Raw genomic sequence first — 25453 nt, forward strand, 5'->3', positions numbered from 1 at the left:
GAATCTTTCTACGCTGGCGGTGGGAGAGGAGGCGAACGACGCCTCGAGTCGATGAGGACGTTCGCCGGGAGTCGGTCGTCAAACGGGACGGCTCGTCGCCACTGTTCGCTGGGCGCAACCGATACGGGCCCAGATGGATCGGTCGTCGAGAGAAACGAGGGTGCGCGTGGCCGGAGCGTCGTGCAATGCGGTCAGTTCGTCACCTTCCATGTCGTCGAACTGGAGTAGCCCCACTTCTCGACGGTCACGTCGAACTCGCCGTCGACGAGCGCCGGCATATTCACGCCGACTTCCTTCGCGCTCAAGCCCAGGTCGTCGCCGATGTGACGGGACTTGAAGTAGGTGTTCGTCTGGCTCTGCTCGCGGAGGTACCGAAGGATGCGACGCTGTTTGTCGCTCAGCGCGGCCGCGGTCCGGGTTGCGGTCGAATCGGACGTGTCGGATTTGCTCATGGTCTCGGTTCACCCGTTTGCGTACGATCGGACGGCTGGCGTCTCCGAAGGGACCCCGTCTTAGTATTCCAATTGCCGCTCGCCGCTCCACGCTCAATAGCTAGGGGTCCGGATGCGACCGTTTGTTTGGATACTAAGCGGCTGATTCCTCGAGGCTCCACTCCGTAGCACCACGTGTAGTTACGAGGGACCACCAATGACCGAACACGATTCGACCGCTTCGGCCACAGAGCACGACCCCTTCGAACAGTACCGCTACATCGAGTACACGATGGATGACGAATCGGTGTCCGTCATTCAGGACATGGAGAACGACCAGGCGTGGATCCAGTCGACGCACGCCGTCCCGGCCTCTCGGTAATCGACATCTTTCGCAGCGAATCGGTGATCGACTGTAACGTCCGAAACCACCAGTATTCCGATCGTCCGATACCCACGGAGAGCTTGGCGAACGCCGATGTTGCTCACGCTCCGTCCTGCTGGCCCTCGAGACTATTCACGTGATACGCAGACTACCGACGATGTCGGTTTCTCCGACCAACTCCGTGCCAATCGGTGCCGAGAAGGCGCCGCTCAGGTGCGGGGACGCCGATGTCGTTCGCCGGCGTCGGTTCTCACCGAAACTCCTTCAGGGAGATGCTCTCCGTCGACTGCACCCACCGGTCGGGGTCGTTGCGATCGTAGACGAGCATCTCGTCGCGAAACTCGATCGCACTGTGCGTCGCCGGGATCGACAATACTGGCTCGCTCTCGAATTCGTCGGGGTCGCAGGTGTCGGTGGTGTCGGTCATTGTCGTTCTCCAATTGGACGATGGACCTCCGTTACCGAAGCGTACCTAGCTAAATAGCCGAGTGCGCGATCTCGCGACCCGCTCTAGACAGCTAGCACTATCGACTCGACCGCACGTTTCCGCCGGAGAAATTGCTGTACGGAGTCGTCTCTAGCCTCGGTGCACGCCTCGAGACGCCGACACCAATCCGACAGCGTCCACGACCGATTCCGTCTCTCGCCAATACTGTCATCGAGATACTGAATTGTAATCGCTCGAGCACACCCCTTCATCTAATAATCGGCTGATCGTAGCCCCGGTCAAGGGGCAAGTTAACAATGAGCACGACGATCGGGAACCGTTCGAGGAGGCTGTTGGTGTGTCTCACCGTCCTTTCGGTGACGGGTGCGTTGACCGGCGGCGTCGTCTGGGCGGCCGACGGTGCAGCCGGTGCCGCGCCGAGCGAACCGTCGATCGACAGCGCACAGAGGCAGTGTGCGTGCGATTCCGGTGCCGCTCGAGTCGATGGCGCCGGCGAAGCGAACGCACTCGAACCGGGTTCGAACGCTGCACGCGTCGCGTTCGGTACCGCCCAGACGGCGGATTTCGGCCGGACCGCAGTCGGATCGAACGCGACTCGCGAAGTGCCAATCCGCAATATTGGGCCGGATCCCGTGACGGTGACCGACGCCACGATCGAGGGGGACGACGCCGGCGCCTTCACCGTCACCGACGACCCCGTCTCGTCGATCGAATCCGGCGAAACGGAGCACGTAACGGTCGTCTTCAGCCCCGACCGCGACGGCACTCATCGCGCGACGCTTCGGCTCGAGCAAGCTACCGGACCGCTCGCGACCGCCGATCTGACCGGGACCGGCGTCACACCGGACATCGAAGTCGACCGGGAGCAGCTCCGGTTCGCGAACGTGACAGACCAGACGGTTGCGGAGACGTTCACCCTCACGAACAACGGGACTGCACCGCTGACGGTCGACGCGTTACGAATCGTCGGTCCCGATCGAGCCGCCTTCGAACCGGCGGCTAGCGGTCCGTTCACGATCGAACCGGGACAGAGTCGGGAGGTTCCCGTGCGATTTACGCAGTCGGAACCGGCGGCGCGGTTCGCGACGATGCACATCCTGAGCGACGACCCCGAGCAGCCGCAGCGAAACCTGTGGCTCACCAACACGCCGACGGTGGCCCGCGTCTCGCCGTCGCACATCAAAACGGACCGGACGCACGTGAACGCATCCGTCGTCGACGCGGAGCCGAACACGACGCAGTCGCTCAACATCTCGTGGCCGGCCACTCGAGACGATACCGTCGCGATCGACGCACTCTCGTACACCCCCGAGCAGGGCGGAGAGTTCTCGATCAACGTCACGAAACGGGACGCGCAGTTCGAAGGGGCGCCTGCGTTCGAACCCGCCGACGGAACCGAGGAGGTGGCGTTCGTCTCGATGGACAGTACCATCGCGAACGAGGACCTTCGGGACGTCACCATCACCTTCCGCGTGAGGCAGGATCAACTGGCCGGAGACGAGGCACCGGACGACGTGGCCCTGTACACGCATCAAAACGGTCAGTGGATCGAGCTTCCGACGACGCTCGTAGACGAGAGTCGGACGCACTACTTCTTCGAAACGGAGTCGCCGGGACTGTTGGACTTCGCGACCGGGATCAAACAGGCGAACTTCCGCATCGACGACGCGGCCGTGAGCGTCACGGAGATCAGCGCTGGCGAAAGCATCGATGTCGTGGTACGCGTCACCAACGTCGGCGGCGCTGACGGCACATACACCGTACGACTCATCCGTAACAATACCGTCGTCGACCAGCGGGAACTGTCGATCGCGGCAACCGGAAGCCGCCAGACGACCCTCACAGAGTCATTCGACAACCCCGGAACTTACGAGCTGTATGTTAACAATCACCTAGTCGGCAATATCACGGTCCACGGATCTGCGGATGCGCTAACTGATCTGGTGTTCACGGCGCTCTCACCCGCGTGAATCACCGCTGCGTTAAACCCCGAGATTCCCTCGACGGCCAGCGGATATCCCGTGTGCGGAACTACATTCTGTCGGTCTGTTCATCGAGGCGTTCCATCTCGACGGGTTGGGCGAGTCCCTCGGTGCCCTCGAGGAGCGACGCGGAGTCTTCGCGAACGATGACGCCGAGGCCCATGAAGGTGCCATCGAGGAGTACGAGACTGTACGATTCCCGACTGCTATCTCCTGCTCTCGAATTTCATGGCCTCTCGGGAGTCTTATCGTCCAATCTCTAAGTCGAACTCGACAGTAACGACATCGTTGCTAAAATTAGTTGGTGGGGATGCCTCTCCGAGATTCGAATTGTCCAGTATCAGTCGGTAGGACCCCTCTGTGACCGTGCCACTGACTGTTGTTCCAGCGCTCTCAAACGCACTGAGTGCCGACTTGTACGAAAACCGGCTCTCGTTAGTAAAGTAGGTGTACTCGGATTCGGCCATGAAAATGACGTCGATCTCCGGTCCCTCGCGAACGATGAAATCGTATTCGATGAACCCGCTGCCATCGAAATCGAACTCGTAATAGATCCATTCGTCTTCCTCGATTTTTCGGGTATCTGACTTCGTTTCTTTTTGACTCAAGTCGGGGTCGTTGGGATAGTCGTCGTTTGCATCTAGAATACCGTCGTCGTCGGCATCCGAATTTGACGACTCGCTAGTTTCATCAGTTCCAGTACTATCAGCGGTCTCATCGCTACTAAGACATCCTGCGACCCCGCTGAGACTGATAGTACTCATCCCTAATACCTTCCTTCGTGAATAATCCATATTCATGCGGAGAAGCCAGTAGTAATGTGCTTTGTGAAATATTTATTCACGAGAACGATACCATATGTTCGAATTACTGTTCAACCTATTGGAAGATGACTGAGCGTGAATTACTCGAACGGCTCTCCGATAGTGTGCAGCCGCTATCGTAGCGCCCGTTTTCTGCTATCGTGGGTAGAGATTATCCCCAGAAGACAACGCCCTCATCAGTGAGTGGATTCTCGATACAACCCCTTACCGTCGACTGTCGAACTCGAGGTCCACGGTGAGAAACGAGCGGAAAATCGGAGGCCGTGGCGATCAATTTTATGCAGTTCCCAAACACTTCGAGACGGTATGGGAGCAACGGTCAACGGGACGGTCAGAGGAATGGGACACCGAGCGAATCCGGCGTTCGCCGTCGGCGCGGTCCTCGTCCCGATCGCGGCGCTCGTCTATGCCACTCAGTTCGGGACCCTCGAGCACCACACCTACGTCCACGTCATGGCGGGCGTTCTCTGGACGGGCATCGACCTGTTCATGGCGCTCGTGCTCGGGCCGGTCCTCGGAGGCCTCGAGACCTCGGAACGGGCGAGCGTCTTCGAGCGGTTCACGCCGAAGATGACGTTTCTGATGCCGACCCTTGCCGTCGTGACGATCTTCGGCGGGATCACGCTGGCCATACGAATGGGGATGTTTGCCCCCGCCAACCCGTGGATTGCGCTGTTCTCGACGGCGTCGGTCCTCCCGGCACTCCTCCTGATTGGCCACCAGTTCGACGCCCTTCGCGACCGCCGCTGGCTGACCGTCTTCGGCGTCGCCGCGGTCGTCCACGTCGCCTCCCTCGTCACGACGCTGCCCGAGTTCGAACCGACGAGCCCGTCGATCATGGTCGCGCTCGCGATTGTCACCGTCCTCACCGTGCTCGGCTTCGGCGTGCTCCTGCCCGGCGAGGCGCGGATCTACCTCGAGATGGTCTCGGCCGACCCCGACCCGGACGTGATCAGCTACTACGGGATGCGCAACGCGAAACTCAGCGCGGTCCAGGGCGGGTTCCAGCTGGCGATCATCGTCGTCATGGTCTACATGCGGTGGGGCTGGGTCTGAGCGGTCGATTCCATCTTCCGTCCGATATCCTCATCGTTCTGTCGTAATCCTTGGATAGACGGCCGATCGGTCAGCCGCAACCGTCTCTTCCAATGCAACCGAATAGAGCGCCTACCTCCAACGCCGCCGGATAGAATCGACTGCTAGCTCGAGGCGGCGACGCCGGAGTCCGACGCCGTCGACGGCTCTGACTCGCTGATGCGCACCCGCCTGATGCGCGTGTCGTCGACGCGTTCGACGGTCAGTTCGGCGCCGTCGTAGGCGAACGTCTCGCCGGGCTCGACTAGTCGGCCGGCGCGGTTGAAGACGAAGCCGGCGATCGTTTCGAACTCCTCGCCCTCGGGGAACTCGACGCCGGTGACGTCGTTGACGTCCTCGACGTTCACCTCGCCGTCGACGCGGACGGTTCGGTCGTTGACGGTTTCGATCGGTTCCGCCTCCTGAGTGTCGAGGATCTCGCCGACGACCGCCTCGACGATGTCCTCGGTGGTGACGATCCCCTCCGTCGTCCCGAACTCGTCGATGACGACAACCTGTTCGACGCGCTCGCGGCGCATCTCGCGGAACAGCTCGTCGACCTGCTTGCTCTCGGGGACGTGCAGCGTCTCCTCGACATGGGCCTTGAGCGAGCCGTCATCGGCCGACTCGCGACCACCGACGAGGTCGCCGAGCGCGACGACGCCGACAACGGTGTCGAGATCGTCGTCGTAGACCGGCAGGCGGGTGTGGCCGCTCTCGACGCACTTCGCGACGGCTTCGTCGACGGTCGCTTCTCGATCGACGGCAGTGACGTCCAATCGCGGCGTCATCACCTCTTTGGCGATGGTGTCGTTGAACCGGAACACGCGCTGGAGCATCTCGCGCTCGTCGGCCTCGATGACCCCTTCGCTCTCGCCGGTCCGGATCAACTCCCGAATCTCCTCGCGGGTGACGTACGACTCTTCGACGGCCGTGCCGCCGGTCAGGCGGTTGAGCACCCGTGTCAGCGCGTCGAACGTGACCACGAGCGGGAACAGCGCGTACTCGGAGTATTTGAGCGGGCGAGCGACCGACAGCGCCCACGATTCGGTGTTTTCGATGGCGTAGGACTTCGGGGCGCTCTCGCCGAACAGCAGGACGACGGCCGTCACGCCGAACGTCGCCGCCAGCATCGCCCGCCCCTGGCTCGTGTACATCGCGAACAGTCCCGTCGCGATCGACGACATCGCGATGTTGACGAGGTTGTTCCCGACGAGGATCGTCACCAGCAGGCGGTGGGGGTCGTCCTTCAGCGCTTGGACGGTCTCGGCGCCGGGCGCCCCGTCCTCGACGAGCGCTTCGATGCGGTGGTGGGCCAGCGAGAACATCGCAATCTCGGCCGAGGAGAAAAACCCCGACAGGACCAGCAACACCAGCAGCGCCGCGCTGCCGGCGGCGGCCACGAGGGTCGTCGACGGCTCGAGACCGACGGCTCCCGATGCGGCTATCGGGCGAGCGACGTCGGCCAGTACCGCGGTCGCCTCGAGGCCGGACATACTACTCAGTCACCCACCGAGTCGGTGTTCGCCGAGGCCGGGAACTCGTCGTCGTCCAGCGCGGCCGCCTCCGACGCGGCCGGTCCGTCCTCGCTCTCCGGGAAGTAACACGCCGCCCGGTGGGTCTCGTCGCCGGTCTCGTCGATAGCCGGTTCGGCCTCCCGGCACGACTCCTGAGCCTTCGGACAGCGCGGGGCGAACGCACAGCCCGAGGGGAGGTCGACCGGGTCCGGCGGCTCGCCGTCGAGCAAGACGCGAGTCCGATCCGCGGTCGGGTCCTTCTCCGGCGCGGCCGACAGCAGCGACGCGGTGTACGGATGCTCGGGTTGGGCCGCGACGCGGTCGACGTCGCCCTCTTCGATGACTCGCCCGAGGTACATGATGGCCAGCCGATCCGAGACCTGCATCAGGCTCGCGAGGTCGTGAGAGATGTAGACGATCCCGATATCCTCGGCGTCGGCCAGCCCGCGCAGCAGATTCAGCAGGTTGACCTTCAGCGAGACGTCCAGCATCGACGCCGGCTCGTCGCAGATCAGGAAGTCGGGATCCAACACGAGTGCCTTGGCGACCGCCACGCGCTGGCGCTGCCCGCCGGAGAGCTCGTGGGGGTACTTGTCGAGGAACGTTTCGGCGGGGGTCAGCCCCACCTTCTCGAGCGTCTCGACGATAGCCCGCTCCTTCTCGTCGGTGCGGTAGTCGTGGATCGTCAGCGGCTCGCCGACGAGCTTGCGGACGGTCTGGCGCGGGTTCAGCGAGTCGAAGGGGTCCTGGAAGACGATCTGGACCTTCCGTCGGAACTCCGTGAGGTTGCCGTCTTGGTAGTACTCGTAGGGTTCCCCATCGAACGTCAGGTCGCCGCCGGTCGGCTCCTCGAGGAGGGCCATCGTCTCGCCGAGTGTCGACTTCCCGCAGCCGGACTCGCCGGCGACGCCGAGCACCTCCGAGCGCCGGACCGACAGCGAGACGCCGTCGACCGCCTTCACGCGGTCGGGGTCCGCGCCGCGGAACTTGTCCAGCAGCGGCTGACTCTGTTCGTAGTGTTTCTCCAGGTCGTCGGTCTCGAGGATAACTTCGCCGCGCTCGGAGTCGGCGTCGACGTCGTCGGGGATGCCCCACGTCTCCGGCTCGTCGGCGTCCTGTCTGAGTTGGGCCGCCTCCTTGACGCGGTGGCAGGCCGAGCGGTGGTTCCGGTTGGGGAGGTCGACCAAGTCCGGATGGGACTCCCCGCACTCGTCGGTAGCGAACGGACATCGGTCCCGAAACACGCAGGCCGTCGGCTCCTGGTTCAGGTTCGGCGGCGAGCCAGGGATCGCGACGGGGTCCTCGTCCCCTTCGCCGATCTCCGGGAAGGAGTTCTTCAGCCCCATCGTGTAGGGATTGGTCGGGTTGACGAGCACGTTGTCGACGCTGCCCTGTTCCATTACCTTCCCGCCGTAGAGGATCGACAGCTCGTCGCAGGTCTCGGCGATGACACCGATCTCGTGGGTGATCAGGAGCAGCGAGCTGTCCATCCGTTCTTGGATCTCGAGGATCTTGTCGATGATCTTGTCCTGGACGATGACGTCCAGCCCAGTCGTCGGCTCGTCGGCGATGATGAGGTCGGGCTCGAGGGCCAGGGCCATCGCGATGGTGACCCGCTGGCGCATCCCGCCGGAGAACTCGTGGGGGTAGTCGTCGATCCGGTCGGGGTCGAGGCCGACGATCTCGAACAGTTCGCGGACGCGATCGCGCGCTTTCGCGTCCGTGACGTTGCGGTGGGTGTGGATCGCCTGGGCGATCTGGTCCCCGGTCGACATCACCGGATCGAGCGAGTCCATCGCGCTCTGTGGGATGTAGGCGATATCCTCCCAGAGGATATCCCGGCGCTCGGCGTCCGAGAGCGTCGTGAGGTCCGTTCCCTTGAACTCGATCGTCCCGCTCTCGACGGTGCCGTTGCCGGGGAGCAGCCCCAGCAGCGCCTCAGCGGCGGTGGACTTCCCGGAGCCGGATTCGCCGGCGAGGCCGTAGTTGACGCCCTCGTCGATGGTGAAGGAGACGTCGTTGACGGCGTGGACTGGTTCGTCGTCGGTCGCGTACGTGACTGTCAGGTCTTCGACGTTGAGTAGCGTCATTGGTCGGTCTGGATTTCGGGGTTGATGACTTCCTCGTAGGCTCGGCCGATGAGGAACACCGAGGTGGTTATCGCGGCGATACCGACGGCCGGTGGGAGCACCCACCACCACGCGACGCGCATGTTACCCGACGCGAACACCTGCCGGAGCATCCGGCCCCAGCTGGTCATCGTCGGATCGCCGAAGCCGAGGAAGGCGAGACTCGCCTGTGCGGCGATCGCCCAGGCGACGCCGTAGGCGGTGTAGAGGAAGCCGATCGGCAGGACGTTCGGCGCGACGTGGTACAGCATCGTCCGCAGGTCGCTCGCGCCGCTGGCTCGAGCGGACTTGACGAACGTCCGCTCGCGGACCGACAGCACCTCCGAACGCACGACCCGCGCCGGCATCTTCCAGAGGAAGGCGGCGATGATCGCCGTGATCAGCCAGATGTTCGGCGTCATGAACGTCAGCAGCAGCAACGCCATGGGCATGAACGGCAGTGAGAACGTCAGGTCGGTCAGACGCATCAGGAGTTCGTCGACCCAGCCGCCGTAGTAGCCGCTGACGACGCCGACGCTGAAGCCGAGCGCGCCCGTACCCAGTCCGCCGAACAGGCCGACGATGAGCGTCGGCCGCGCGCCAGCGAGGAACTGGCTCAGCACGTCCTTCCCGTAGGCCGTCGTTCCGAAGAACGCGTCAGCGCTCGGGGCGGCGAGCCGGAGCACGGAGCCGCCGTCGCCGCGGACGGTGTGTTCGATCGGGTCGTGCGGGGCCAGGTACGGCCCGAACAGCCCGAGGAAGACGAACGCCGCGACGACGAGCATGCCGGCGAAGGCCATCGGGTCCTGTCGCAGGAACGCGAACTGATCGCGGACGGTCGTCCACAGTGCGTCGACTCGCTTGTACAACTCCGCCTTGGGTTTCGTTTCGGTGCTCATGCGGTTCCACCTCCGCTCGTCGAGACGGTCGGATCGAAGTACGCGTAGAGGACGTCCGCAAGCAGATTCGCCAGGATAACCGCAAGCGCCATGATGAAGACCGCGGCCTGGACCAGCGGGTAGTCCTGCTGCTGGATGGCCAGGACGAGTTCGCGGCCGATACCGGGCCAACTGAAGACCACCTCGAGCAGGATCAGTCCTTGGAAGATCATCCCCAGCCGCAGCGTGAAGTAGGTCAGGATGGGCAGCATCGAGTTCCGACCCGCGCGGGCCAACTGCTCCATCTCGGTGAGTCCCTTCGCCCGGTGGAGCTTGAGGAACTCCGAGCCGCGCTTCTCGACGACGCCGTTACGGGCCAGCAACAGGAAGTCGCCGCTGTAGTAGAGGACGGCGATGGTAAACGGGAGGATGTAGTGGTGAAGGAAGTCGAGCGAGCCGAACGTCTCGATGTAACCGTCCGGCGTCGCCCGGATCGAGCGCATCCCGAGCGCGGGGACGATCTCCAGGTTGTACGCGAAGACGATGATGAAGAAGATCGCCGTGATGAACACCGGCGTCGAGCGCAGCAGCGTCGTCGAGACGATGCTGAACTTCTCGAGGCGGCTGCCCCGGTTCCAGCCGGCGTACATGCCCAGTACCGAACTCAGGATCGCCGTCGTCACCAGCGCGGGCACCAGCAGGATCAGCGAGTTGATCAGCCGCGGCTCGAGGACGTCCCAGACCGGCTGGCTCCGCAGGATGGAGTAGCCGAACTGGAAGGTCAGCAGGCTCCCGAGGTAGTTGACGTACTGGACCCAGATCGACTGATCGAGGCCGTACATCGCCCGGATCTCGTCGATCTGCTCCTGGTTGAGGTTCCCCGAGGTGACGAGCGCCTCGAAGGGGCTCCCTGGCAGCAGCCGGAGGACGACGAAGATGACCGAGACCGCGACCAGCGTCAGCAGGACGGAGATCGCGAGCCGCTTGAGCAGGAACCGCTGGAATTTGCTCATCGGCACTCACCCGCGGTATCGCGGTCGGTCGCCGGCCGCTTTCTCGCGCCGGCGTCGCCGTGCTCGAGGGACGCGCGCTCGGTTCGAGCGGCGGCGCGGTCGGGGTGTCGGTTCGCCTCGAATCGGGTCCGTTCCCGCGACGGACGCGGGTGTCGGTCGGTGGTGTGGTACATTGGGTTCTGGCTGCTCATGAGAAGTCGGACTGGCCGAGTTCCGTGCGGCGTTTGTTGGTGTTCCCGGGCTGGAGCCGTTCGACGAACGCGCCCCACGCCTCGCCGTTGGGGAACCGCAGGTTGCCGTCGTCGTCCCAGGTGTAACCCGCTCGCTCGAGGACGGTTCGCGCTTCTTCGACGTCGTAGCTGTAGTGGGTCGTCTCGGAGTTGTGCCACTGGGTGAGCGGCGAGATCGGGTTCTCGCCGCTCGGGACCGTCGCCTGTCCGTACAGGAAGTCGTCGACGAACCCCTGCGAGTCGACCGACTTCGCCAGCGCGACGCGGAACTCCTTGTCTCGGATCGGCGGACAGGAGAACATGAGCTTCGTATCGAGCGGCGCGTAGCTCCCGGTCGACAGCTGCTCGATCCCGTCGGTCTCGGCCGCGCGGTCGGCCTGCAGGGTCGAGAGCGTCGTCCCGATGGCGTCGATCGATCCGCTCTGGAGCGAACCGATCAGCGCGTCGACGTTGCTCACGTTGATCCAGATGACGCTCTCGACGCCGGGGCCGCGTTCGGCCTGGTCGCCCAGCGCGTCGGCCCGCCAGTCGTCGTCGAACATCCAGTGGCCCTCGTTGCGCGAGGCCTCGAACCGGGTCCCCTGCTCCCAGTCTTCGAACTGGAAGGGACCGGTGCCGACGGGGGCGTCCGGGTTGTGCTGGGACGGGTTGTCGACGTCCTCCCACCGGTGTTTCGGGAGGATGACGCTCCGGACGACCCGCTGGGTCATGAACGAGGCGTCGGGGTTCGACAGGTTGAATCGTACCTCGTGATCGCCGAGCACCTCGACGGACTCGATCGGCTCGTAGAACGGCACTTGGCTCGTCGAGGAGTACTCCTTGTACAGTTCGACGGTGAACTTCACGTCCTCGGCGGTGAACGGCTCGCCGTCGTGCCACTCGACGCCCTCGCGCAGCGCGAGTTCCACGGTCGTATCGTCGACGAAACCGCCGCCGGTCGCCAGTGCGGGGACCACGTCCAAATCGGGCGTCGCGTCGAACAATCCGTCGTAGATGAACGTGAGTCGATTGGCCTCCGCGCCGCCGGCGGCCCACGGCAGGTTCAGCGAGTTCATCGACGTGGTGACGCCCTTGACGTAGGTCCGGTTGTCCGTCTCGGGTTGGAGGTTAACCTCCGTCCAGACGAACGAGTCCATCGTCGGGCCGTTGCCCGGCGTCTCCACGTAGCCGCTCCACCGCTCCGTGTTCACTGCCGTGATGATGTCCGGAAAGAGCGTGATGAGCGCCCCGACGTCCTCGGCGAAAATCTCCTGCGCTCGATCGACCAGTTCCTCTCGCTTAGCCCGGTCGGTCGTCTGGGCCTGTTCGGTGAGCACCTTCTGGAGCTCCGGGTGGTAGTAATTATCGTAGTTCGAGAGCGAGCCCTCGGTCCGGCGCATTAACAGCGGGTTGGGATCGAGTCCCCGCTGCGGGTCGGGCCCGTGCGTACTCATCGACATGATCGCTTCGAGTCCGCGCGCTTCCCAGCTCTGGGCGTAGAGCTGGTTCAGCGGACGGTCGTTGAGTTCGACGGCGATGCCCAAATCGTCGAGCCCTTGCTTGACCATCAACGCGTGCTCGCGCATCCACGGATCGTCCTCGCTCGAGAACTCGACGGGGAACCGATCGAGCACCGCGCCCGCCGTCGCGCTGTAGTCAAGCGGCGGCGAGTCGGCGTCGATCGTCTCCCATTCGCGCCAGTACTGCGTCTCGACCGTTTCCGGCACTCCGTCGGGGACGTCCGGCTCGAGGCTGGTGCCGCGACTGCCGCTACAGCCCGCGAGCACGCTCGTCCCGAGCGCCGCGGCGGCCGTAGCGACGTAGCCGCGTCGCGTGAGTCGGGCGCCACCCTCGGAGCGCGATCTATCATGATTTTCTTCGCTCATCCACCCCCACGTTACGGAGTGACTAGGTTCGCTTTACTCCCTATCGGCGACGATAGCTATCATTCTTTAAGACGTGGTGGATGTTTCAACACATCTTGTCAGTTCGGGGACACCAGAGTCGTCCTCACTCCCGCGGACCGTAGATGAGTTCGAGGAGGGTTCGCTCCGCGGTCCGCAGTCGTTCGCTCGCCGTCGACTGTGCGATCTCGAGCTCGTCGGCGAGTTCGGTCGCCGACGTCTCTCGCGGGATGTCGAAGTAGCCGTTCTCGTAGGCCGTCTCGAGGACCGCCAACTGCTCGTCGGTGAGCTTCGAGACGAGGACTTCCGTTAATCGTCCGCTGTCGAGCGGTTCGCCGGGGTCCTCGTTTTGGGTGACCGACAGCAGTTCGAACTCGCCGAGCGTCTCCTGGACCTCGTCGGCCATCGCCCGGAACTGATCCCAGTCGCGGGTCGTCACCACGGCCTCGAAATCGTCGTTCTGGAGGACGATCCGGTTCGGAATCGCCTCCTGTCGCAGGACGAGACTCAGGATGAACGGGTACGATTCGTTGGCCAGGATCGTCAGCCGGCGAATCTCGAGGTCGTCCGACGCGGTCGGAATCTCGCTGTCGTAGAACAGCGACACGCCGGAAATCTCCTCGACGACGGCGTCCGGATCGAAGGCGGCGTTCGACGTGACGGTCAGGGACTCGATCCACGTGCCGTCTTCGACGTAGAACGCGTTGTCGAGTTCGATGCTTCGGACGTCGTCCAGCTCCCGCTGGAGCTTTGCCATCACGCCCGTCGGCGCCGTCGTGAACTCGATGCGTAGAATTGGCGACCCTCCCTACGGGGAAGAGTCCGACCCGTTCATATATACCTCACGCTTATCGCGATCGGTTGTCAGCCCACTAACGGCCAGTAAACGAGCCACGACACGCCGGCGACGCCGACGGCGAGCACCATCGTCACGAGGCCAAAGGAGGCGACGTCGCGGTGTGACAGCGGTCCGCGATCCATCGACACCAGCACCGCGGTCGTGTTGAACGGGAGGATCGTCGTCGAGCCGACGACCAACAAGACGGTCAGCGCCAGATACAGTCGGTTGACGTCGAAGACCGCCGCGAGTTCGAGGACGATCGGGAGCGCGACCACGATCGCCGCCGAGCCGGTCGAGAACAAGATTCGGATCCCGACGGCGAGACCGAGCAACACCGCGACGAGCTGCCACTGGGCGAGCGCTGCGAACGGAATCCATCGCGCGAGGACGTCGACGATCGCCACGATGGCGCCGGTCGTCTCCAGCGCGTCGAGGATCGATAACATCGCGCCGACGAGGAAGATGATCCCCCAGTTCACCCCGGCGATATCGTCGGCCGTGATGACGCCGACCTGGGGCAGCGAGAGCGCGACGACCGCGGCGACCGCCGGGAGCACCGTGGGGATCCCGACGAACGAGCCGCCGATCCAGCCCGCGATGGCGCCCAGGAGGACGAGTCCGACGAGACGCTGGTCTCGAGTCAGCGAGGACGGGTCGTCGCCGTCGGCCTCGGGTGCGGGCCCCTCTCCGTCCGCCTCGAGTCGCGCCCCGGCGGTCGCGCCGAGCGTCGTCTCGCCGTCGACCGCCGCGAACAGACCCGCACAGAGCGTCGCCGCCGCGTACAGGGCGATCGTCGGCGGCAGCATCAACACGGCCCAGTCGACCCAGGTGATCGGCCGCACCGAGGTCGCGATAATCTCGGAGGTGACCAGCGCCATGCCGCCGCCGGTCATCAGCGCCATCGAGGCGATCGGGTTGACGTGACCGAGGACGAGAAACGCCCCGGTTTCGAAGCCGTCGTCGCCCGAGCCGAACGCGGCCGCGAGCCGCTTCACGATCGGGATGAACGTTACCGCGCGCGCCATCGCCGACGGCATCACCAGCGCCAGCGCGAGGACGCTCCCGGCGACGGAGCGCAGCGCGCGCCGCGGCGTACTCTCCGCCGTCAGCAGTCGGCGTGCCAATCGTCGATCGAGACCGACACTCGTCGTCGCGTCGCCGAGCAACAACAGGAGGAGCAGGAAGAACACGAGCGTCGACGTAAAGCCCGTCGCGGCCGCGTCGAACGACTCGACCGTCCCCAGCGCGAACAGTAACGTGACGCTGAGCACGCTCGAGACGACGTACGGCACCGGCCGCGTCAGCCACAGGACGAGCGCCGACGCGAAGACCGCCAGCGCGCGTTGTCCCGCGACGGTCACCGCCGCCGGCGGAGGAACCATCGTCCCGACCGCGAGGACGGTAACGGCCGCGAGCAGCCCCAGGGATTGCCGCGATGGAAGCGTCGTCTTCGTCTCCGTCTCTGCCCGCGCGCCGTCCCGATCAGCCATTACCGCCATCGTCGGCGTTCCCGGTGAAGAATCTGGTGACAGCGCAGTCGAGAACGAGTGCAGGACAGCGTTGCCGATAGAAACGAGTCGTTACCGTGGCGGAGCGGATCCGATCACCGCGAGCGAGTCGCGGGGAGCCGACCCCCGATCGCTACCGCGCCGTCACGACTCGTCTCGAGCCCGCTCGGCTTCCGCCCGCGCCTGCTCGATCTTCTCGTCGAGTTTCTTCGTGACGGTGTATTTGAACTCGTCGGGCATCTGGCCGTAGTTGATATCGACGGTCAGCATGGCGTCGCAGCCGTCGACGATCTCGGGCGCCCAACTCCCTTGCGCGAGCTTCGACTCCTCGGTGACCACGGCCTCGCCGTCCTCGACGTCGATAAAGGCCGTCACCGTGTTCCAGATGTTGGGGTTGTTCGTGGTCGCCTCGTCGAACAGCCCCTCGAGTTGCGAGTCCCGGAGCTGTTCGGTCGCGATCTCCTCGCGCAACGCCTCGAGGGCGTCGGCCAGCGCCTCGTACTCCGCCGCCGGTCGCTCGGAATCATCGAGGATCACCGTCCCCACCTCACGTGGTCGTGTGAATGCATCTTAGCTATGGTTGTGACTGGACGACCAAGTCTTCCACGTTACGCGACTCGCGTCGGTCCCAGTCGCGGCCGTCGGTCGGCGACGGCCGCATCGACGGTGGCGGGCCAGCTGCGGTCCCCACAACAGTATGTGGCCGATACGACGTCGATCGGGCCCGATGGCGGTTCGATCTGCGCCGTGCCCCCGCTCGCAGTCGTCAGTCGGTGCTGGGATCGGGCGGCGATCCTCCCTCGGAGTCGTCGGCGACCTCGAAGCTCGTTGCGCCACAGGAGCACCCCTCTTGACCGATGACGCGAACCGTCCCGTCGGGCCACTCTCGAGCCGCGTAGACGGATCCGCACTCTTCACACACTGCCATAACCCGCGTTACATCGTCCTTGTGAGCCATCCCCGAAACGAGAGAACGAAGATCGGATGAATTAACCTTACTACTTGGAAAACCACAGCGAAATATAAGTGGTCTCGTCGGAATTCAACGGAGATCGTCGAACGAGTTACCCTAGAGATTGTTTCGGCGAGTAGAAGAAGATAATAAGGGGTGTTGCCGTTCCGACCGCTTCGAACGCAAATCTCGGCCAGTGGTCTCGTGTCGCCCGATAGCGGTTCGTGCCACCGCGGCGCCGTCGCGGTCGCAGATCGAACCGTCGGGTTCGACACGTTATGGGACTGCAGACGGTATCGAATGCCGATACTATCGACGCAGCAATTCGATCAGGACCGCCGTACAGAACCCCAGAAATCCGTTCTGTTGAATTTAGTGACAACCTATTTATTATTGGTCCGCTGGACGGGCCACACGTGACGATGATCGACCAGTGGTGGGGTTCCACGCGGGTGGCGTACCGGAGTTCGGCTATCGCAGCGTCGCGGTTCGGTCGACGCGGACGGAACGCACGGCAGTCTCTCGCACGCGATGCCTCAAGTCCCGACCGGCGATCCGTCCGTCGGGGTCGCCCCGTTCAACGCCCGTTGGCCGTCGGCGCGAGCATCGCCGTACAGGTGTGTGCACGTTCAGAGCGGGGCGTCGACGATGGATAACCGCCGATCGCGGTCCCAGTCCCACCGGGACCCGCCCTCCCGTCGAACGGAAGACGAGATCATCGTGGACGTCGTCCAGGCGCTGGCCACCGCGGATCGCCTCGATCTAGACGAAGTCGAGTACACGCTTTACGAGTACATCAACCCGGCCGTCCTGATCGAACTCGCCGCTCACGACGGCGGTAGCTGGGAGTTCACGTTCGAAATCGCCGACCACGAGGTGACACTCACCAGCGACGGTCGGCTCTTCGTCGACGGCGTTCTCTGTCGGGACGATCTGGCGCTTCGGCGTTCCTCGTCGCCGCCGGCCTACGGATAAGCGTCGATCGCCCGCTATCGACCGGTCACGCCGGTCGCAATCGATTCCCCTGTTACCCCCGCGGTCACAGCAACAGCGAGACGACCGCGAGAACGACGAACACTATCACGAGCCACTTCGCGATGGCCATCGACAGTCCGGCGACGCCGCCCGCACCGAGCGCACCGGCGATGATCGCGATCACGAAGAACAGCAGTGCGAGTTCTAACATGACTCTAGAGACGACTGTCAGACGGATACTGATTCGGCCTTCATACGCCGTCCACACCGGGGTTGCGCCGTCACGGCGAATCTCTTGTCGACCGCCGCAACCGTCCGGTCGACTCGACTTACAGGCGGATCCGACTCGAGTCGAGCGTTCCGAATAGTGGGCGACGTGGCTAGCGTGCCGGCGCCGCGACAGCCGACGCTCGAGTCCGGAACGCAGACACAACAGTGGAAAATCAGTCCTCGAGAACGCGAATACCGTCGACCTCGGCCCCGTCGAAATTGCCCCGGCGTCCCGAACGCGTCCGCGTCGATCCGTTACTCGTTGAGGTGGGATCGATACCCCTTCGGCTCGAACCCGCGCCGGCAGACGACCCGTTTGCGACCGACAGTGATCGCGCTGACTTGCCCTTCGTCTTCCATGCGGTCGATGACCTCCTTGAGGCGGTCTTCCGACCAGCCGGTCTCCTGACGGACGGTCGACCGATCGACGCGGCCGCCGCGTTTGACGAGCAGTCTGAGGATTTTGTCCTCGTCGGGGAGGTCGTGTTCGTCGACCCCGTACTCGATCTCCTCGGCGTAGCTCAGTGTTTCGTCCTCGCTGTCGTCCGGTTCCTCGCCCGTCGTCTCGCCGTCTTCCGTCTCGTCTGTCGAACCGCTCGACCAGAGCGACGAAAGCTGGGTCCAGAGTTCGTTGAATACCATCCGTGATCACCCTCCGTAGTCGCTAGTTGTGTCCGTTGGATACCGATCTACCTTGCTTTTGTGTTTCATTTGGTACCTATCTCTGTAGCTGCTAATTATGGTCTGGCTATCGTAACGCTGCGGTCGGCGAATAGCACGGGCCTTGCGAACCGCAAGTCGGTTATCTCGTCACCAAGTAGACACGCGGTCTCGCCGCGACACGGCGTCACAGCGGACCACGCGCGCAGTGGCCGATTTGGGCACGCTCGAGGGACGCAGTCGGCAGCCGGCGTTCGATCTCGACCCACGCCATGGCTGTTCGTTCACCGTGCCGATACAAATCAGTTCGGTAGCGGTCGGCGCGTCCCCGGGTCGCCTCATCGGTCTGGCAGGCCATATCAATCACTCCTTGGTTTCGGGTCGATTATCGCTCCGTCGAGTCGACGGACTCCGGGTACGCGTCGGCCAGCGCCGACAGCCCCTCGTAACGGTTCGTCGAGTGCGGGGCGGTCAGCGGCGAGACGCTGATCCGTCCCTCGACGACCGCGCGGCGGTCCGTCCCCTCGGGGTCGGGCAGCGTCTCGGGATCCATTCGCTCCCAGACGCGGTCTTGGAGGTGGACGCGGTCGCCGTCGCGCTTGGCGTCCATCTCGTAGCGCTTCGAGGGGCGGGTGACCTCGAGCGGCGCCGGGTCGCCGTCGGCCAGCGGGACGTTGACGTTGAGGTAGGCCGCGTGCTCGAAGACGCCCGCCTCGAGGGCGTTCTCGACCAAGTAAGAGGTCACACGCGTCGCCTCGTCGAAGTCCTCCGGCTGCAGGTCGATCTCGCTCAGCGGCCCCCGTTTGGGTGGGACGTACATCGACGTCGCGATGGCGGGGACGTCGAAGAACGCGGCCTCGACGGCGGCGCTGATCGTTCCCGAGCGCCCGAGGACGTACTCGCCCAGATTCGCGCCCTCGTTACAGCCGGCGACGACGATGTCGGGGAACGGGCCGAGTTCGGCCAGCCCGGCGACGACGCAGTCCGAGGGCGTGCCGTGGACGGCGTACCCCAGCTCGCGCTCCTCGACGTCGACCTCGTGGGACATCGAGCGGCCGCAGGCGCTCTGGTCGGTCGCGGGGGCGACGACGGTCACGTTGCCCAGCTCCGAGAGGGCGTCGTACAGCGCCCGGATGCCGGTGCTGTCGATCCCGTCGTCGTTGGTCAACAGGATCTCGAGGGGGTCGCTCATATCGTTCGGGTCGGAGGCCGGCGCGAAAAGCCCACCGCTTTGGCAGGTCTATGGCAGGCCGGCCCCGAGGCCGATCGCTCGGGAGTCGCCAGAACTATTATTTCAGAAGTATATCACGACGTAATGCAATCTGAACTCCCGGTTATCGTCGCGCTGGTCGTCGTTCTCGTCGGGATTCCGTTTGCGATGTTTCTAGTGAAGATACTGCGGGGTGACTTCTGGCCATTGCGTCTATACGACGAGTATCGAGACGGGAAACGCGACGGGCCCACGCCAGACGAGAAGTGAGCGCCCGTCCTCTCTGAATCGACGTCTCCCGTCGTCACGGAGTCCGATACCGATATCGCCGACCCACCGACCGCTCAGCCGATGCGGTCGACGATCGTCTCCTCGTCGACGACCAGGTTGTACGCCTCCTCGTCGTCGTTCCAGAGCGCGAGGATCCGTTCGAACGAGCAGACCTCGCCGTAGTCGGCCTCGAGCAGCGGCCGGTTGAGCGAGCTCTCGGCGGTGACGACGGCGTAGTGGTCGATCGACTCGCTGCCGTCGCTGATCTTGAAAAGCGGGTTGGAGCGGCCGCCGTGATCGCCGCCCTCGCGGTCGGCGTCGCTCAGCGAGCGGCTGAGTTTCGCCGCAACGAGGTCGATCCGGTTAGTCACGTGGCGTTCCATCTCGGCCATCTTCGCCCAGTCGCTGGTCTCGAGCGAGAGGTCGATCCGCCGCTTTCCGTCGAGGCGTAACAGCGAGGTCGAGAACTGGACGTCGACGTTGACGAACTCGCCGGGGGCGTGCTCGGCGTCGTCGGCCGGCGTCGCCTCGTCGAGTTTCCGCTGGAAGGAGGGAACGGCGAGGTCTGGCCTGACGTCGAACGTCCAGCCCCGATCCGTCGGGCGCTCGCCTGGCCAGAGGCGGACGGTGGGGCCGTAGACGGTCACCCGGCCGCGGCGGGCAGCGGCGTCATCCGCTTCGGTCTCTTCAGCCCCTTCAACTTCGCTGTCGTCGTCGGACTCGTCGAAGCCCATCTCCGCGGGCGTCCATAGTCGCTCGTCCTCGAGTTCGCGCTCGAGTTCGCGCAGTCGGACGCTGGTGTTCTTGTCCGCGGGCGCCATCGCCAGCAGCGTCCCGTCGGGCGCGAGCGTCTCGAGGGCCGACCGCAGGACGGCCGCCGGGTCCTCGAGTTCGCTCAGGACGTTGCAGGCGAGGACGAGGTCGAAGCCGTCGTCGGGGGCGGTGGGATCGAACGCGTCGCCGTCGGCGTCGCCCGCGCCCACCGCGCCGGGGTCGAACGCCTCGACGGTCGTCCGGTGGATCGTCGGGTGGACATTCGGCCCGGTCTCCTCGAGCAGTTCCTCGAGCACGTCGGCGGCCGCGCTCGGTTCGACGGCGTGGTAGTCGAGCAGGGCGTCGTCGGGGAGGTAGTCACAGAGCCCCAGCGCGGGGCCGCCGACGCCGGCGCCAATGTCGAGGACGCGAAGCGACCGTCCCAGCAGGCCACGCTCGGCGAGGTCGTCCAGCGCGTACTGGACGGCCGCGTAGTAGCCCGGCAGGTGGTAGATCGCGTAGCCGGCGGCGACGTCGTCGTCGTACTCGACCGGCCGGCGCTCGAGATAGCGGCTCTTGAACCGCCGGATCGTCGACCGCAGGAGTTCGCCCGTGGCGTCCGCGTGCCAGTCGACGCCGTAGCGCTCGACGAGCAGGTCCTCGAGGCGCTGTTCGTACGCCGCGGGGAAGCGCTCGACGGGGCCGCGGTTGGGCGCGACGGGATCGTCCGTGACGGGGACGAAGGTACCGTCGTCGCGCTTGACCAACTCGAGTTCGGGCGCCAGTTCGCGGAGGTGCTGGCGAACGACCGCCGGGTGTGGGTTGCCCTCGACGTACTCGCAGATCTCGTCGGGGTCGATCGGGCGGACGTTCTGCAGGTACTTCGCGTTCGAGCGGACTGAGTCGCGCTGGTCGCTCATCGGGTTGATTCTCCGTTCGTCTCGCTGTTTGGTTGTCCGTTCATTTCGCTCTCCGTCCGGCCGTTCGGTTCGCCGGAATCGGTCGCCGCGTCGGACTGCCACCGATCGGCCGCCTCCTGATAGAGCGTCTCGAGTTCCTCGCGGTCGGCGTCGGCGACGGTCGCGGCGGCGTCGGCGATCGCGTCGGCGCCGTCGAAGGCCTCCTGGATGTCGGCGTAGACGCGGGGCGTCCCCTCGGTCATCTGTTCAGCGAGGGTCTCCAGTCCCTCGTAGATCGGCGTCTCGAAGCCGTCGGGGACCGGTTCCGCGGCCAGCGCGAATGACAGGACGGCGGCGTGGGTGGCCGCCTGGACCGTCTCCATCGCGTCGTCGTGTTCCGTCGCTGTCGTCGCGACGAGGTCGTTGCCCCGCGCCGCGAGCGCGTCGAGGAGCGTTTCGATCGTCGGTCCGGCGGCGTCGCGGACGACGGCGATCGAACCGGGCGCTCGCTCGGGCGCGAACAGCGGGTGGAGGCTCGCCCGCTCGAGGTCGGGCGCGTGCGTCGCCATCGCCTCGAGGGGCGGCCCCATCACGCCGGAGACGTCGACGATCGCCCCCTCTGCACGGTCGGCGTGGTCGGCGACGGCCTCGACGGCGTGGGTCATCGGCACCGCGATACAGACCACGTCGTAGCTGTCGGTCCCCTCGAGCGGCGCGGTGTCGGTGTCGTCCCCGACCGCGTCGGCTGCGGCGGCCGCGGCGTCGGCGTCGACGTCGGCGAACGTCACCGAAGCGTCTACGGCACGGCCGAGCCACGTCCCCATCGCCCCCGCGCCGACGATCAGTACGTCCATCGGCCCCTGCTACCGTCCGGCGTCGCAAAAGCGGTTCGATCGATCGGCTCCCGTGACCGTCCGCTCGCTCGAGGCGTCCGCACCGGCCGTCCGTCAGTTCGTCGAACGTCTCGTTCCCGATGGCTATTTCCACGAGGTGTGTTATCTACTCCCAAATGTTAACTCACCGGTCTCCGTACTGGCCGTATGGGCGTGCCAGAGCGGCCGACGTTTTCGTCCGACGCCAGCAGACGGATCTACGAGTACGTCGAGCGCAACGGAACCGTTGCGCGACACAAAGTCATGGACGTGGTAGCGTTGCCGTCCACGGAGTTCGAGTCCCACCTCGAGTCGCTGAAGGCCGACGGCTATCTCGAGGAAGACGGCGGCACGCTGCAGATCGCCGTCGAGTTCGGCGCGGTCGCAGAACACGAGACCGACGACCGAACGTTCGTCGTCCGGCCGGGACGCCAGTCCGACTTCGACGGGCTCATCGAGACGATCAGGGACGTCACAGCCGAGGAGACCTACGTCGTCGCCGAGGCCATCGCCGAGGAACTCCTCTACGAAGATACCGTCACCAGACACAACACCATCAAATCCCGGATGTTCTTCGTCGCGACGATCGACGGCGACGTCGTCGGCTGGACCCACCTCGACCTCCCGCAGGTCGATCAGCTTCGGGGGACCGCCCAGCAGACCGTCGGCGTCCGCGAGGCCCACCAGGGACACGGGATCGGAAGCAAACTCCTCCAGCGGGGCCTCGAGTGGGCCGAAGCCAACGGCTACCGGAAGGTGTACAACAGCGTTCCCATCACCAACGACCGCGCTCTCGAGTTCCTCACCGAACACGGCTGGGACACCGAGGCGATCCGCCGGGACCACTACGAGATCGACGGCGACCCCGTCGACGAGGTGATGATGGCCCGCGAGCTGTGAGCCGACGGTGCCGGGATTCTTGACCGCCCGCCCCGTGAGTTCCGACCATGACACGGATCGGAATCGTCGGTGCGGGTGCGGCGGCGGCCGCCGCCGCGTACGCGCTCGAGTCCGCGAGCGACGACGTTTCGGTGACGGTCCTCGAGAAGTCCGGCGGCCTCTGCGGGCGCGCGGCCACCCGCCGGCGAGAGGATGTCACATACGACTATGGCGCGAACTACGTCAAATCCGACGACAAGCGGGTCGTCGACCTACTCACGGAGACGCTCGAGACCGACGGGCTGGTCGACGTCACCGACCCGGTCTGGACCTTCGACGCCGACGGCCAGATCTCCGAGGGTCGGGACGCCGACGACCACAAGTGGACCTACGAGGCTGGGCTGACCCAGATCGCCAAGCGCCTGTTCGCGCGCACCGACGCGACGATCCACCGCAACACGCGCGTCAAGGCGATTTCTCGAGAGTCGGCCGCGGGGACGTGGCGACTCGAGGACGACGCGGGCGACCGGTGGGGACCGTTCGACGCCCTCCTGTTGAACCCGCCGGCGCCACAGACCGCCGATTTGCTGCGGTCGGCCGAGTGGGACGCCGATACTGATACCGACGCTGACGCCGATTCCGACGTTCCGCAACGGCTCGCCGACGCGGCCGAGGCCGTCCCCTACCGAACGATCTGGACGGGCGTGTTCCACTACCCGTTCGAACTTGACGTCCCCTACTACGCGCTCGTCAACACGGACAAGGCCCACGAGATCGGGTGGATCGGCCGCGAGGAGTGTAAGCCGGGGCACGTCCCCGACGGCGAGTCGCTGCTAGTCGTCCAGGCCAACCACGAGTGGTCCGTCGACCGCTACGACGACGACCCCGACGCAACCCTCGAGGCCCTCGCCGAACTGACCGCCGATCTGCTGGGCGACGACCGCCTGCACGAACCCGACTGGACGGACCACCAGGGCTGGCGCTACGCGCTGCCCGAGGACGGCGTCGATCGCGAACCGGTTCGGGCCGCCGAGGACGTAGACCTGTACTGTCTCGGCGACTGGGTCGCCGGCGAGGGGCGACTCCACGCCGCGTTACGGAACGGCCTCGAGACCGGCGAGCGTATCGCGGAGAACGTATCGAACTGAACGACCGGCTTCGCAGTGGCGCGCACTGAGACGTAGTGAGCGATATCGAGGTCGAACGAAGTGACGACCTCAGGGAAGTGAACTGCGTCCCGACACTGCGCCACCGAAGGAGAACGAATCCGAGCCGGCACCAACATTCCGGATCGAGAGACCGATTACTCTGCAGTCGGCTCGAGTCCCACCCGATAGTCGGTCAGGTTCTCGTAGCCGTCCTCGGTGACGACGATCAGGTCCTCGATGCGGACCCCGCCCACGGCGGGATCGTAGATGCCGGGCTCGATCGAGATCACGTGGCCGGGCTCGAGGTCGCCGCCGGCGGGCGAGACGCTCGGCTGTTCGTGGATATCCAGCCCGACGCCATGGCCGGTGCTGTGGATGAAGCCGGTCTCGGTGTTCGGATCGCTCCGGAGGGTGTCGTAGCCGGCGCCCTCGATGACGTCGCAGGCCGCGCCGTGGACCTCGGCGCCGGTGGCGCCCGCTTCGACGGCCTCGAGGGCGGTCTCGTAGGCTTCCCGCGTGACTTCGTACCGTCGCCGGGCTTCCTCACCCGGCTCGCCGCGGGCGAAGGTCCGGGTCATGTCCGCGAAGTAGCCCGTCTCCTTGTCCCGTGGGAAGATGTCGATCACGATCAGTTCGTCGGCCGCGAGCGGGCCGCTCCCGCGGTCGTGCGGGTCGGCCGCGTCGGCGCCGCAGGCGACGATAGTCTCGTCGAGCGCGCAGCCGTGGCGCAACAGCGTGATCTCGATCGCCTCCGTGACGCGCTCGCTGGTCAGCGGCTCGCCGTCCCGCACCAGAAGGCCGTCCTCGATATCGGCGGTCGCGATCAGTTCCTCCGCGCGGGCCATCGCGGCCTCGTTGGCCCGCTGGCTCGAGCGAATCTGCTCGAGTTCCCAGTCGGTCTTCGTCGCGCGGATGGTCTCGACGATCCCCTCGGATTCGACCGTCACCGCGAGCCCCTGCTCGCGGAGGCCGTCCGCGGTCCCCGTCGGGAAGTTCTGCGGGACGGCGATTGATTCGACGCCGTGGTCCTCGAGAAACGCCGCGAGCGCGCGACTCTTGGCCTCGTAGGCGCCGTGCTCGCCGACCAGCTCCTGGTAGTCGTAGGTCGACAGCCGCGTCACGGAATCGGCGCTCGCGTCCGCCGTCGCGCGGCCGTACTCGAGTCCCGAAACGAGCAGGTGGGTGCCGTCGTCATCGACCAGCGTCTGGTAGGGATCCGGCGCCGTGAAGCCGGAGACGTACCGCTGGTCGGCGTCCGAGGCGTCGTCGTCGATCAGGTAGCCGTCCAGCCGGTCGCTCTCGAGGTGCTCGCGCAACGGGGCGAGGTCGACGTCGAGTTCCATAGCGGGTGTGGAACGGGCGGCCACATAATGTCGGCGGGACCGATTTCACTCGCTCACTTCGGTCGCTCGGCCATCGATCCCGCCGTAGTCACACTCACTT

25 protein-coding genes are annotated in these 25453 nt (G+C 65.2%); 6 read left to right on the top strand and 19 right to left on the bottom strand.

Annotation, left to right across the window (positions count from 1 at the left end):
- Positions 1 to 191 precede the first annotated feature (191 nt).
- Positions 192 to 452, bottom strand: a complete 261-nt coding sequence (locus tag EH209_RS13325; RefSeq protein WP_126663349.1) for a DUF7123 family protein — start codon at positions 450 to 452, stop codon at positions 192 to 194.
- A 196-nt stretch (positions 453 to 648) separates the two neighbouring features.
- Between EH209_RS13325 and EH209_RS24080 the strand changes: the two genes are divergently transcribed.
- Entirely contained in the window at positions 649 to 813 is a 165-nt protein-coding gene (locus tag EH209_RS24080; protein ID WP_164722044.1) for a hypothetical protein, read from the top strand.
- A gap of 253 nt (positions 814 to 1066) precedes the next feature.
- On the opposite strand, the gene EH209_RS24085 is transcribed toward EH209_RS24080, so the two are convergent.
- Complete coding sequence (locus EH209_RS24085) at positions 1067 to 1243, bottom strand: DUF7331 family protein (RefSeq protein WP_164722045.1); 177 nt, start codon at positions 1241 to 1243, stop codon at positions 1067 to 1069.
- Positions 1244 to 1560: 317 nt separating this feature from the next.
- Here EH209_RS24085 and EH209_RS13330 point away from each other — a divergent pair, with 317 nt between their 5' ends.
- Positions 1561 to 3234, top strand: coding sequence for a choice-of-anchor D domain-containing protein (locus EH209_RS13330; RefSeq protein ID WP_126663350.1), 1674 nt, complete (start codon positions 1561 to 1563; stop codon positions 3232 to 3234).
- Between the two features lie 257 nt (positions 3235 to 3491).
- On the opposite strand, the gene EH209_RS13335 is transcribed toward EH209_RS13330, so the two are convergent.
- A complete protein-coding gene (locus tag EH209_RS13335) occupies positions 3492 to 4010 on the bottom strand; it encodes a hypothetical protein (protein ID WP_211338361.1) in 519 nt (172 codons plus the stop codon).
- A gap of 399 nt (positions 4011 to 4409) precedes the next feature.
- On the opposite strand from EH209_RS13335, the gene EH209_RS13340 reads away from it, so the two are divergent.
- Positions 4410 to 5126: a hypothetical protein gene (locus tag EH209_RS13340; protein ID WP_126663606.1), complete on the top strand. Its 717-nt coding sequence runs from the start codon at positions 4410 to 4412 to the stop codon at positions 5124 to 5126.
- Positions 5127 to 5269: 143 nt separating this feature from the next.
- Here EH209_RS13340 and EH209_RS13345 read toward each other — a convergent pair whose 3' ends face one another.
- The 10 genes from EH209_RS13345 to EH209_RS13390 form a co-directional block, all read right to left on the bottom strand.
- Positions 5270 to 6640: a hemolysin family protein gene (locus EH209_RS13345; RefSeq protein ID WP_126663352.1), complete on the bottom strand. Its 1371-nt coding sequence runs from the start codon at positions 6638 to 6640 to the stop codon at positions 5270 to 5272.
- 5 nt (positions 6641 to 6645) lie between these two features.
- Complete coding sequence (locus EH209_RS13350) at positions 6646 to 8751, bottom strand: dipeptide ABC transporter ATP-binding protein (protein WP_126663353.1); 2106 nt, start codon at positions 8749 to 8751, stop codon at positions 6646 to 6648.
- Entirely contained in the window at positions 8748 to 9668 is a 921-nt protein-coding gene (locus EH209_RS13355; protein WP_126663354.1) for an ABC transporter permease, read from the bottom strand. The genes EH209_RS13350 and EH209_RS13355 overlap by 4 nt, the downstream gene beginning before the upstream one ends.
- A complete protein-coding gene (locus EH209_RS13360; RefSeq protein WP_126663355.1) occupies positions 9665 to 10660 on the bottom strand; it encodes an ABC transporter permease in 996 nt (331 codons plus the stop codon). Before EH209_RS13360 ends, EH209_RS13355 begins: the two co-directional genes overlap by 4 nt.
- Positions 10657 to 10851 carry a hypothetical protein gene (locus EH209_RS13365; protein WP_126663356.1) on the bottom strand — a complete coding sequence of 65 codons (195 nt, stop codon included), beginning with the start codon at positions 10849 to 10851 and terminating at the stop codon, positions 10657 to 10659. The genes EH209_RS13360 and EH209_RS13365 overlap by 4 nt, the downstream gene beginning before the upstream one ends.
- On the bottom strand, positions 10848 to 12755 hold the full coding sequence (locus tag EH209_RS13370; protein WP_126663357.1) for an ABC transporter substrate-binding protein: 1908 nt from the start codon (positions 12753 to 12755) through the stop codon (positions 10848 to 10850). The genes EH209_RS13365 and EH209_RS13370 overlap by 4 nt, the downstream gene beginning before the upstream one ends.
- 124 nt (positions 12756 to 12879) lie before the next feature.
- Positions 12880 to 13530: a helix-turn-helix domain-containing protein gene (locus tag EH209_RS13375; protein WP_126663358.1), complete on the bottom strand. Its 651-nt coding sequence runs from the start codon at positions 13528 to 13530 to the stop codon at positions 12880 to 12882.
- Between the two features lie 107 nt (positions 13531 to 13637).
- Positions 13638 to 15104 (bottom strand): SLC13 family permease, encoded by a 1467-nt coding sequence (locus EH209_RS13380; RefSeq protein WP_126663359.1) that lies wholly within the window; start codon positions 15102 to 15104, stop codon positions 13638 to 13640.
- A gap of 162 nt (positions 15105 to 15266) precedes the next feature.
- A complete protein-coding gene (locus tag EH209_RS13385; RefSeq protein WP_126663360.1) occupies positions 15267 to 15659 on the bottom strand; it encodes a hypothetical protein in 393 nt (130 codons plus the stop codon).
- Between the two features lie 229 nt (positions 15660 to 15888).
- The gene (locus EH209_RS13390) at positions 15889 to 16050 is read right to left on the bottom strand and encodes a hypothetical protein (RefSeq protein ID WP_008896678.1); all 162 of its coding nucleotides are present in this window, start codon (positions 16048 to 16050) and stop codon (positions 15889 to 15891) included.
- A 672-nt stretch (positions 16051 to 16722) separates the two neighbouring features.
- On the opposite strand from EH209_RS13390, the gene EH209_RS13395 reads away from it, so the two are divergent.
- Positions 16723 to 17049 (top strand): HalOD1 output domain-containing protein, encoded by a 327-nt coding sequence (locus tag EH209_RS13395; protein WP_008896679.1) that lies wholly within the window; start codon positions 16723 to 16725, stop codon positions 17047 to 17049.
- Between the two features lie 64 nt (positions 17050 to 17113).
- On the opposite strand, the gene EH209_RS13400 is transcribed toward EH209_RS13395, so the two are convergent.
- The 5 genes from EH209_RS13400 to EH209_RS13420 all read right to left on the bottom strand — a co-directional run bounded on the left by EH209_RS13400 (position 17114) and on the right by EH209_RS13420 (position 21965).
- Complete coding sequence (locus EH209_RS13400) at positions 17114 to 17260, bottom strand: DUF1328 family protein (protein ID WP_008896680.1); 147 nt, start codon at positions 17258 to 17260, stop codon at positions 17114 to 17116.
- Positions 17261 to 17574: 314 nt separating this feature from the next.
- Positions 17575 to 17961, bottom strand: coding sequence for a helix-turn-helix transcriptional regulator (locus EH209_RS13405; RefSeq protein WP_126663361.1), 387 nt, complete (start codon positions 17959 to 17961; stop codon positions 17575 to 17577).
- Between the two features lie 403 nt (positions 17962 to 18364).
- The gene (surE, locus tag EH209_RS13410; RefSeq protein ID WP_126663362.1) at positions 18365 to 19171 is read right to left on the bottom strand and encodes a 5'/3'-nucleotidase SurE; all 807 of its coding nucleotides are present in this window, start codon (positions 19169 to 19171) and stop codon (positions 18365 to 18367) included.
- A 362-nt stretch (positions 19172 to 19533) separates the two neighbouring features.
- Positions 19534 to 21132 (bottom strand): small ribosomal subunit Rsm22 family protein, encoded by a 1599-nt coding sequence (locus tag EH209_RS13415; protein WP_126663363.1) that lies wholly within the window; start codon positions 21130 to 21132, stop codon positions 19534 to 19536.
- Positions 21129 to 21965, bottom strand: a complete 837-nt coding sequence (locus EH209_RS13420; protein WP_126663364.1) for a prephenate dehydrogenase/arogenate dehydrogenase family protein — start codon at positions 21963 to 21965, stop codon at positions 21129 to 21131. The genes EH209_RS13415 and EH209_RS13420 overlap by 4 nt, the downstream gene beginning before the upstream one ends.
- Before the next feature lie 186 nt (positions 21966 to 22151).
- Here EH209_RS13420 and EH209_RS13425 point away from each other — a divergent pair, with 186 nt between their 5' ends.
- Both EH209_RS13425 and EH209_RS13430 read left to right on the top strand, forming a co-directional pair.
- The gene (locus EH209_RS13425) at positions 22152 to 22883 is read left to right on the top strand and encodes a GNAT family N-acetyltransferase (protein WP_126663365.1); all 732 of its coding nucleotides are present in this window, start codon (positions 22152 to 22154) and stop codon (positions 22881 to 22883) included.
- A 47-nt stretch (positions 22884 to 22930) separates the two neighbouring features.
- Positions 22931 to 24010: an NAD(P)/FAD-dependent oxidoreductase gene (locus tag EH209_RS13430; protein ID WP_126663366.1), complete on the top strand. Its 1080-nt coding sequence runs from the start codon at positions 22931 to 22933 to the stop codon at positions 24008 to 24010.
- A 155-nt stretch (positions 24011 to 24165) separates the two neighbouring features.
- On the opposite strand, the gene EH209_RS13435 is transcribed toward EH209_RS13430, so the two are convergent.
- Positions 24166 to 25353: a M24 family metallopeptidase gene (locus EH209_RS13435; RefSeq protein WP_126663367.1), complete on the bottom strand. Its 1188-nt coding sequence runs from the start codon at positions 25351 to 25353 to the stop codon at positions 24166 to 24168.
- Between the last annotated feature and the right edge of the window lie 100 nt (positions 25354 to 25453).

Source organism: Haloterrigena salifodinae (genome assembly GCF_003977755.1).
Classification (GTDB): Archaea; Halobacteriota; Halobacteria; order Halobacteriales; family Natrialbaceae; genus Haloterrigena; species Haloterrigena salifodinae.

What these genes read in the sequence shown, in the direction of transcription:
- EH209_RS13430 (WP_126663366.1), top strand. Translation starts at nt 22,931, where the DNA reads ATGACACGGATCGGAATCGTCGGTGCGGGTGCGGCGGCGGCCGCCGCC.
- EH209_RS13365 (WP_126663356.1), bottom strand. Translation starts at nt 10,851, where the DNA reads ATGAGCAGCCAGAACCCAATGTACCACACCACCGACCGACACCCGCGT.
- EH209_RS13335 (WP_211338361.1), bottom strand. Translation starts at nt 4,010, where the DNA reads ATGAGTACTATCAGTCTCAGCGGGGTCGCAGGATGTCTTAGTAGCGAT.
- EH209_RS13345 (WP_126663352.1), bottom strand. Translation starts at nt 6,640, where the DNA reads ATGTCCGGCCTCGAGGCGACCGCGGTACTGGCCGACGTCGCTCGCCCG.
- EH209_RS24085 (WP_164722045.1), bottom strand. Translation starts at nt 1,243, where the DNA reads ATGACCGACACCACCGACACCTGCGACCCCGACGAATTCGAGAGCGAG.
- EH209_RS13395 (WP_008896679.1), top strand. Translation starts at nt 16,723, where the DNA reads ATGGATAACCGCCGATCGCGGTCCCAGTCCCACCGGGACCCGCCCTCC.
- EH209_RS13405 (WP_126663361.1), bottom strand. Translation starts at nt 17,961, where the DNA reads ATGGTATTCAACGAACTCTGGACCCAGCTTTCGTCGCTCTGGTCGAGC.
- EH209_RS13370 (WP_126663357.1), bottom strand. Translation starts at nt 12,755, where the DNA reads ATGAGCGAAGAAAATCATGATAGATCGCGCTCCGAGGGTGGCGCCCGA.
- EH209_RS13425 (WP_126663365.1), top strand. Translation starts at nt 22,152, where the DNA reads ATGGGCGTGCCAGAGCGGCCGACGTTTTCGTCCGACGCCAGCAGACGG.
- EH209_RS13330 (WP_126663350.1), top strand. Translation starts at nt 1,561, where the DNA reads ATGAGCACGACGATCGGGAACCGTTCGAGGAGGCTGTTGGTGTGTCTC.
- EH209_RS13420 (WP_126663364.1), bottom strand. Translation starts at nt 21,965, where the DNA reads ATGGACGTACTGATCGTCGGCGCGGGGGCGATGGGGACGTGGCTCGGC.
- EH209_RS13340 (WP_126663606.1), top strand. Translation starts at nt 4,410, where the DNA reads ATGGGACACCGAGCGAATCCGGCGTTCGCCGTCGGCGCGGTCCTCGTC.
- EH209_RS13435 (WP_126663367.1), bottom strand. Translation starts at nt 25,353, where the DNA reads ATGGAACTCGACGTCGACCTCGCCCCGTTGCGCGAGCACCTCGAGAGC.
- EH209_RS13355 (WP_126663354.1), bottom strand. Translation starts at nt 9,668, where the DNA reads ATGAGCACCGAAACGAAACCCAAGGCGGAGTTGTACAAGCGAGTCGAC.
- EH209_RS13325 (WP_126663349.1), bottom strand. Translation starts at nt 452, where the DNA reads ATGAGCAAATCCGACACGTCCGATTCGACCGCAACCCGGACCGCGGCC.
- EH209_RS13400 (WP_008896680.1), bottom strand. Translation starts at nt 17,260, where the DNA reads ATGTTAGAACTCGCACTGCTGTTCTTCGTGATCGCGATCATCGCCGGT.
- EH209_RS13375 (WP_126663358.1), bottom strand. Translation starts at nt 13,530, where the DNA reads ATGGCAAAGCTCCAGCGGGAGCTGGACGACGTCCGAAGCATCGAACTC.
- EH209_RS13390 (WP_008896678.1), bottom strand. Translation starts at nt 16,050, where the DNA reads ATGGCAGTGTGTGAAGAGTGCGGATCCGTCTACGCGGCTCGAGAGTGG.
- EH209_RS13380 (WP_126663359.1), bottom strand. Translation starts at nt 15,104, where the DNA reads ATGGCTGATCGGGACGGCGCGCGGGCAGAGACGGAGACGAAGACGACG.
- EH209_RS13415 (WP_126663363.1), bottom strand. Translation starts at nt 21,132, where the DNA reads ATGAGCGACCAGCGCGACTCAGTCCGCTCGAACGCGAAGTACCTGCAG.
- surE (WP_126663362.1), bottom strand. Translation starts at nt 19,171, where the DNA reads ATGAGCGACCCCCTCGAGATCCTGTTGACCAACGACGACGGGATCGAC.
- EH209_RS13360 (WP_126663355.1), bottom strand. Translation starts at nt 10,660, where the DNA reads ATGAGCAAATTCCAGCGGTTCCTGCTCAAGCGGCTCGCGATCTCCGTC.
- EH209_RS13350 (WP_126663353.1), bottom strand. Translation starts at nt 8,751, where the DNA reads ATGACGCTACTCAACGTCGAAGACCTGACAGTCACGTACGCGACCGAC.
- EH209_RS24080 (WP_164722044.1), top strand. Translation starts at nt 649, where the DNA reads ATGACCGAACACGATTCGACCGCTTCGGCCACAGAGCACGACCCCTTC.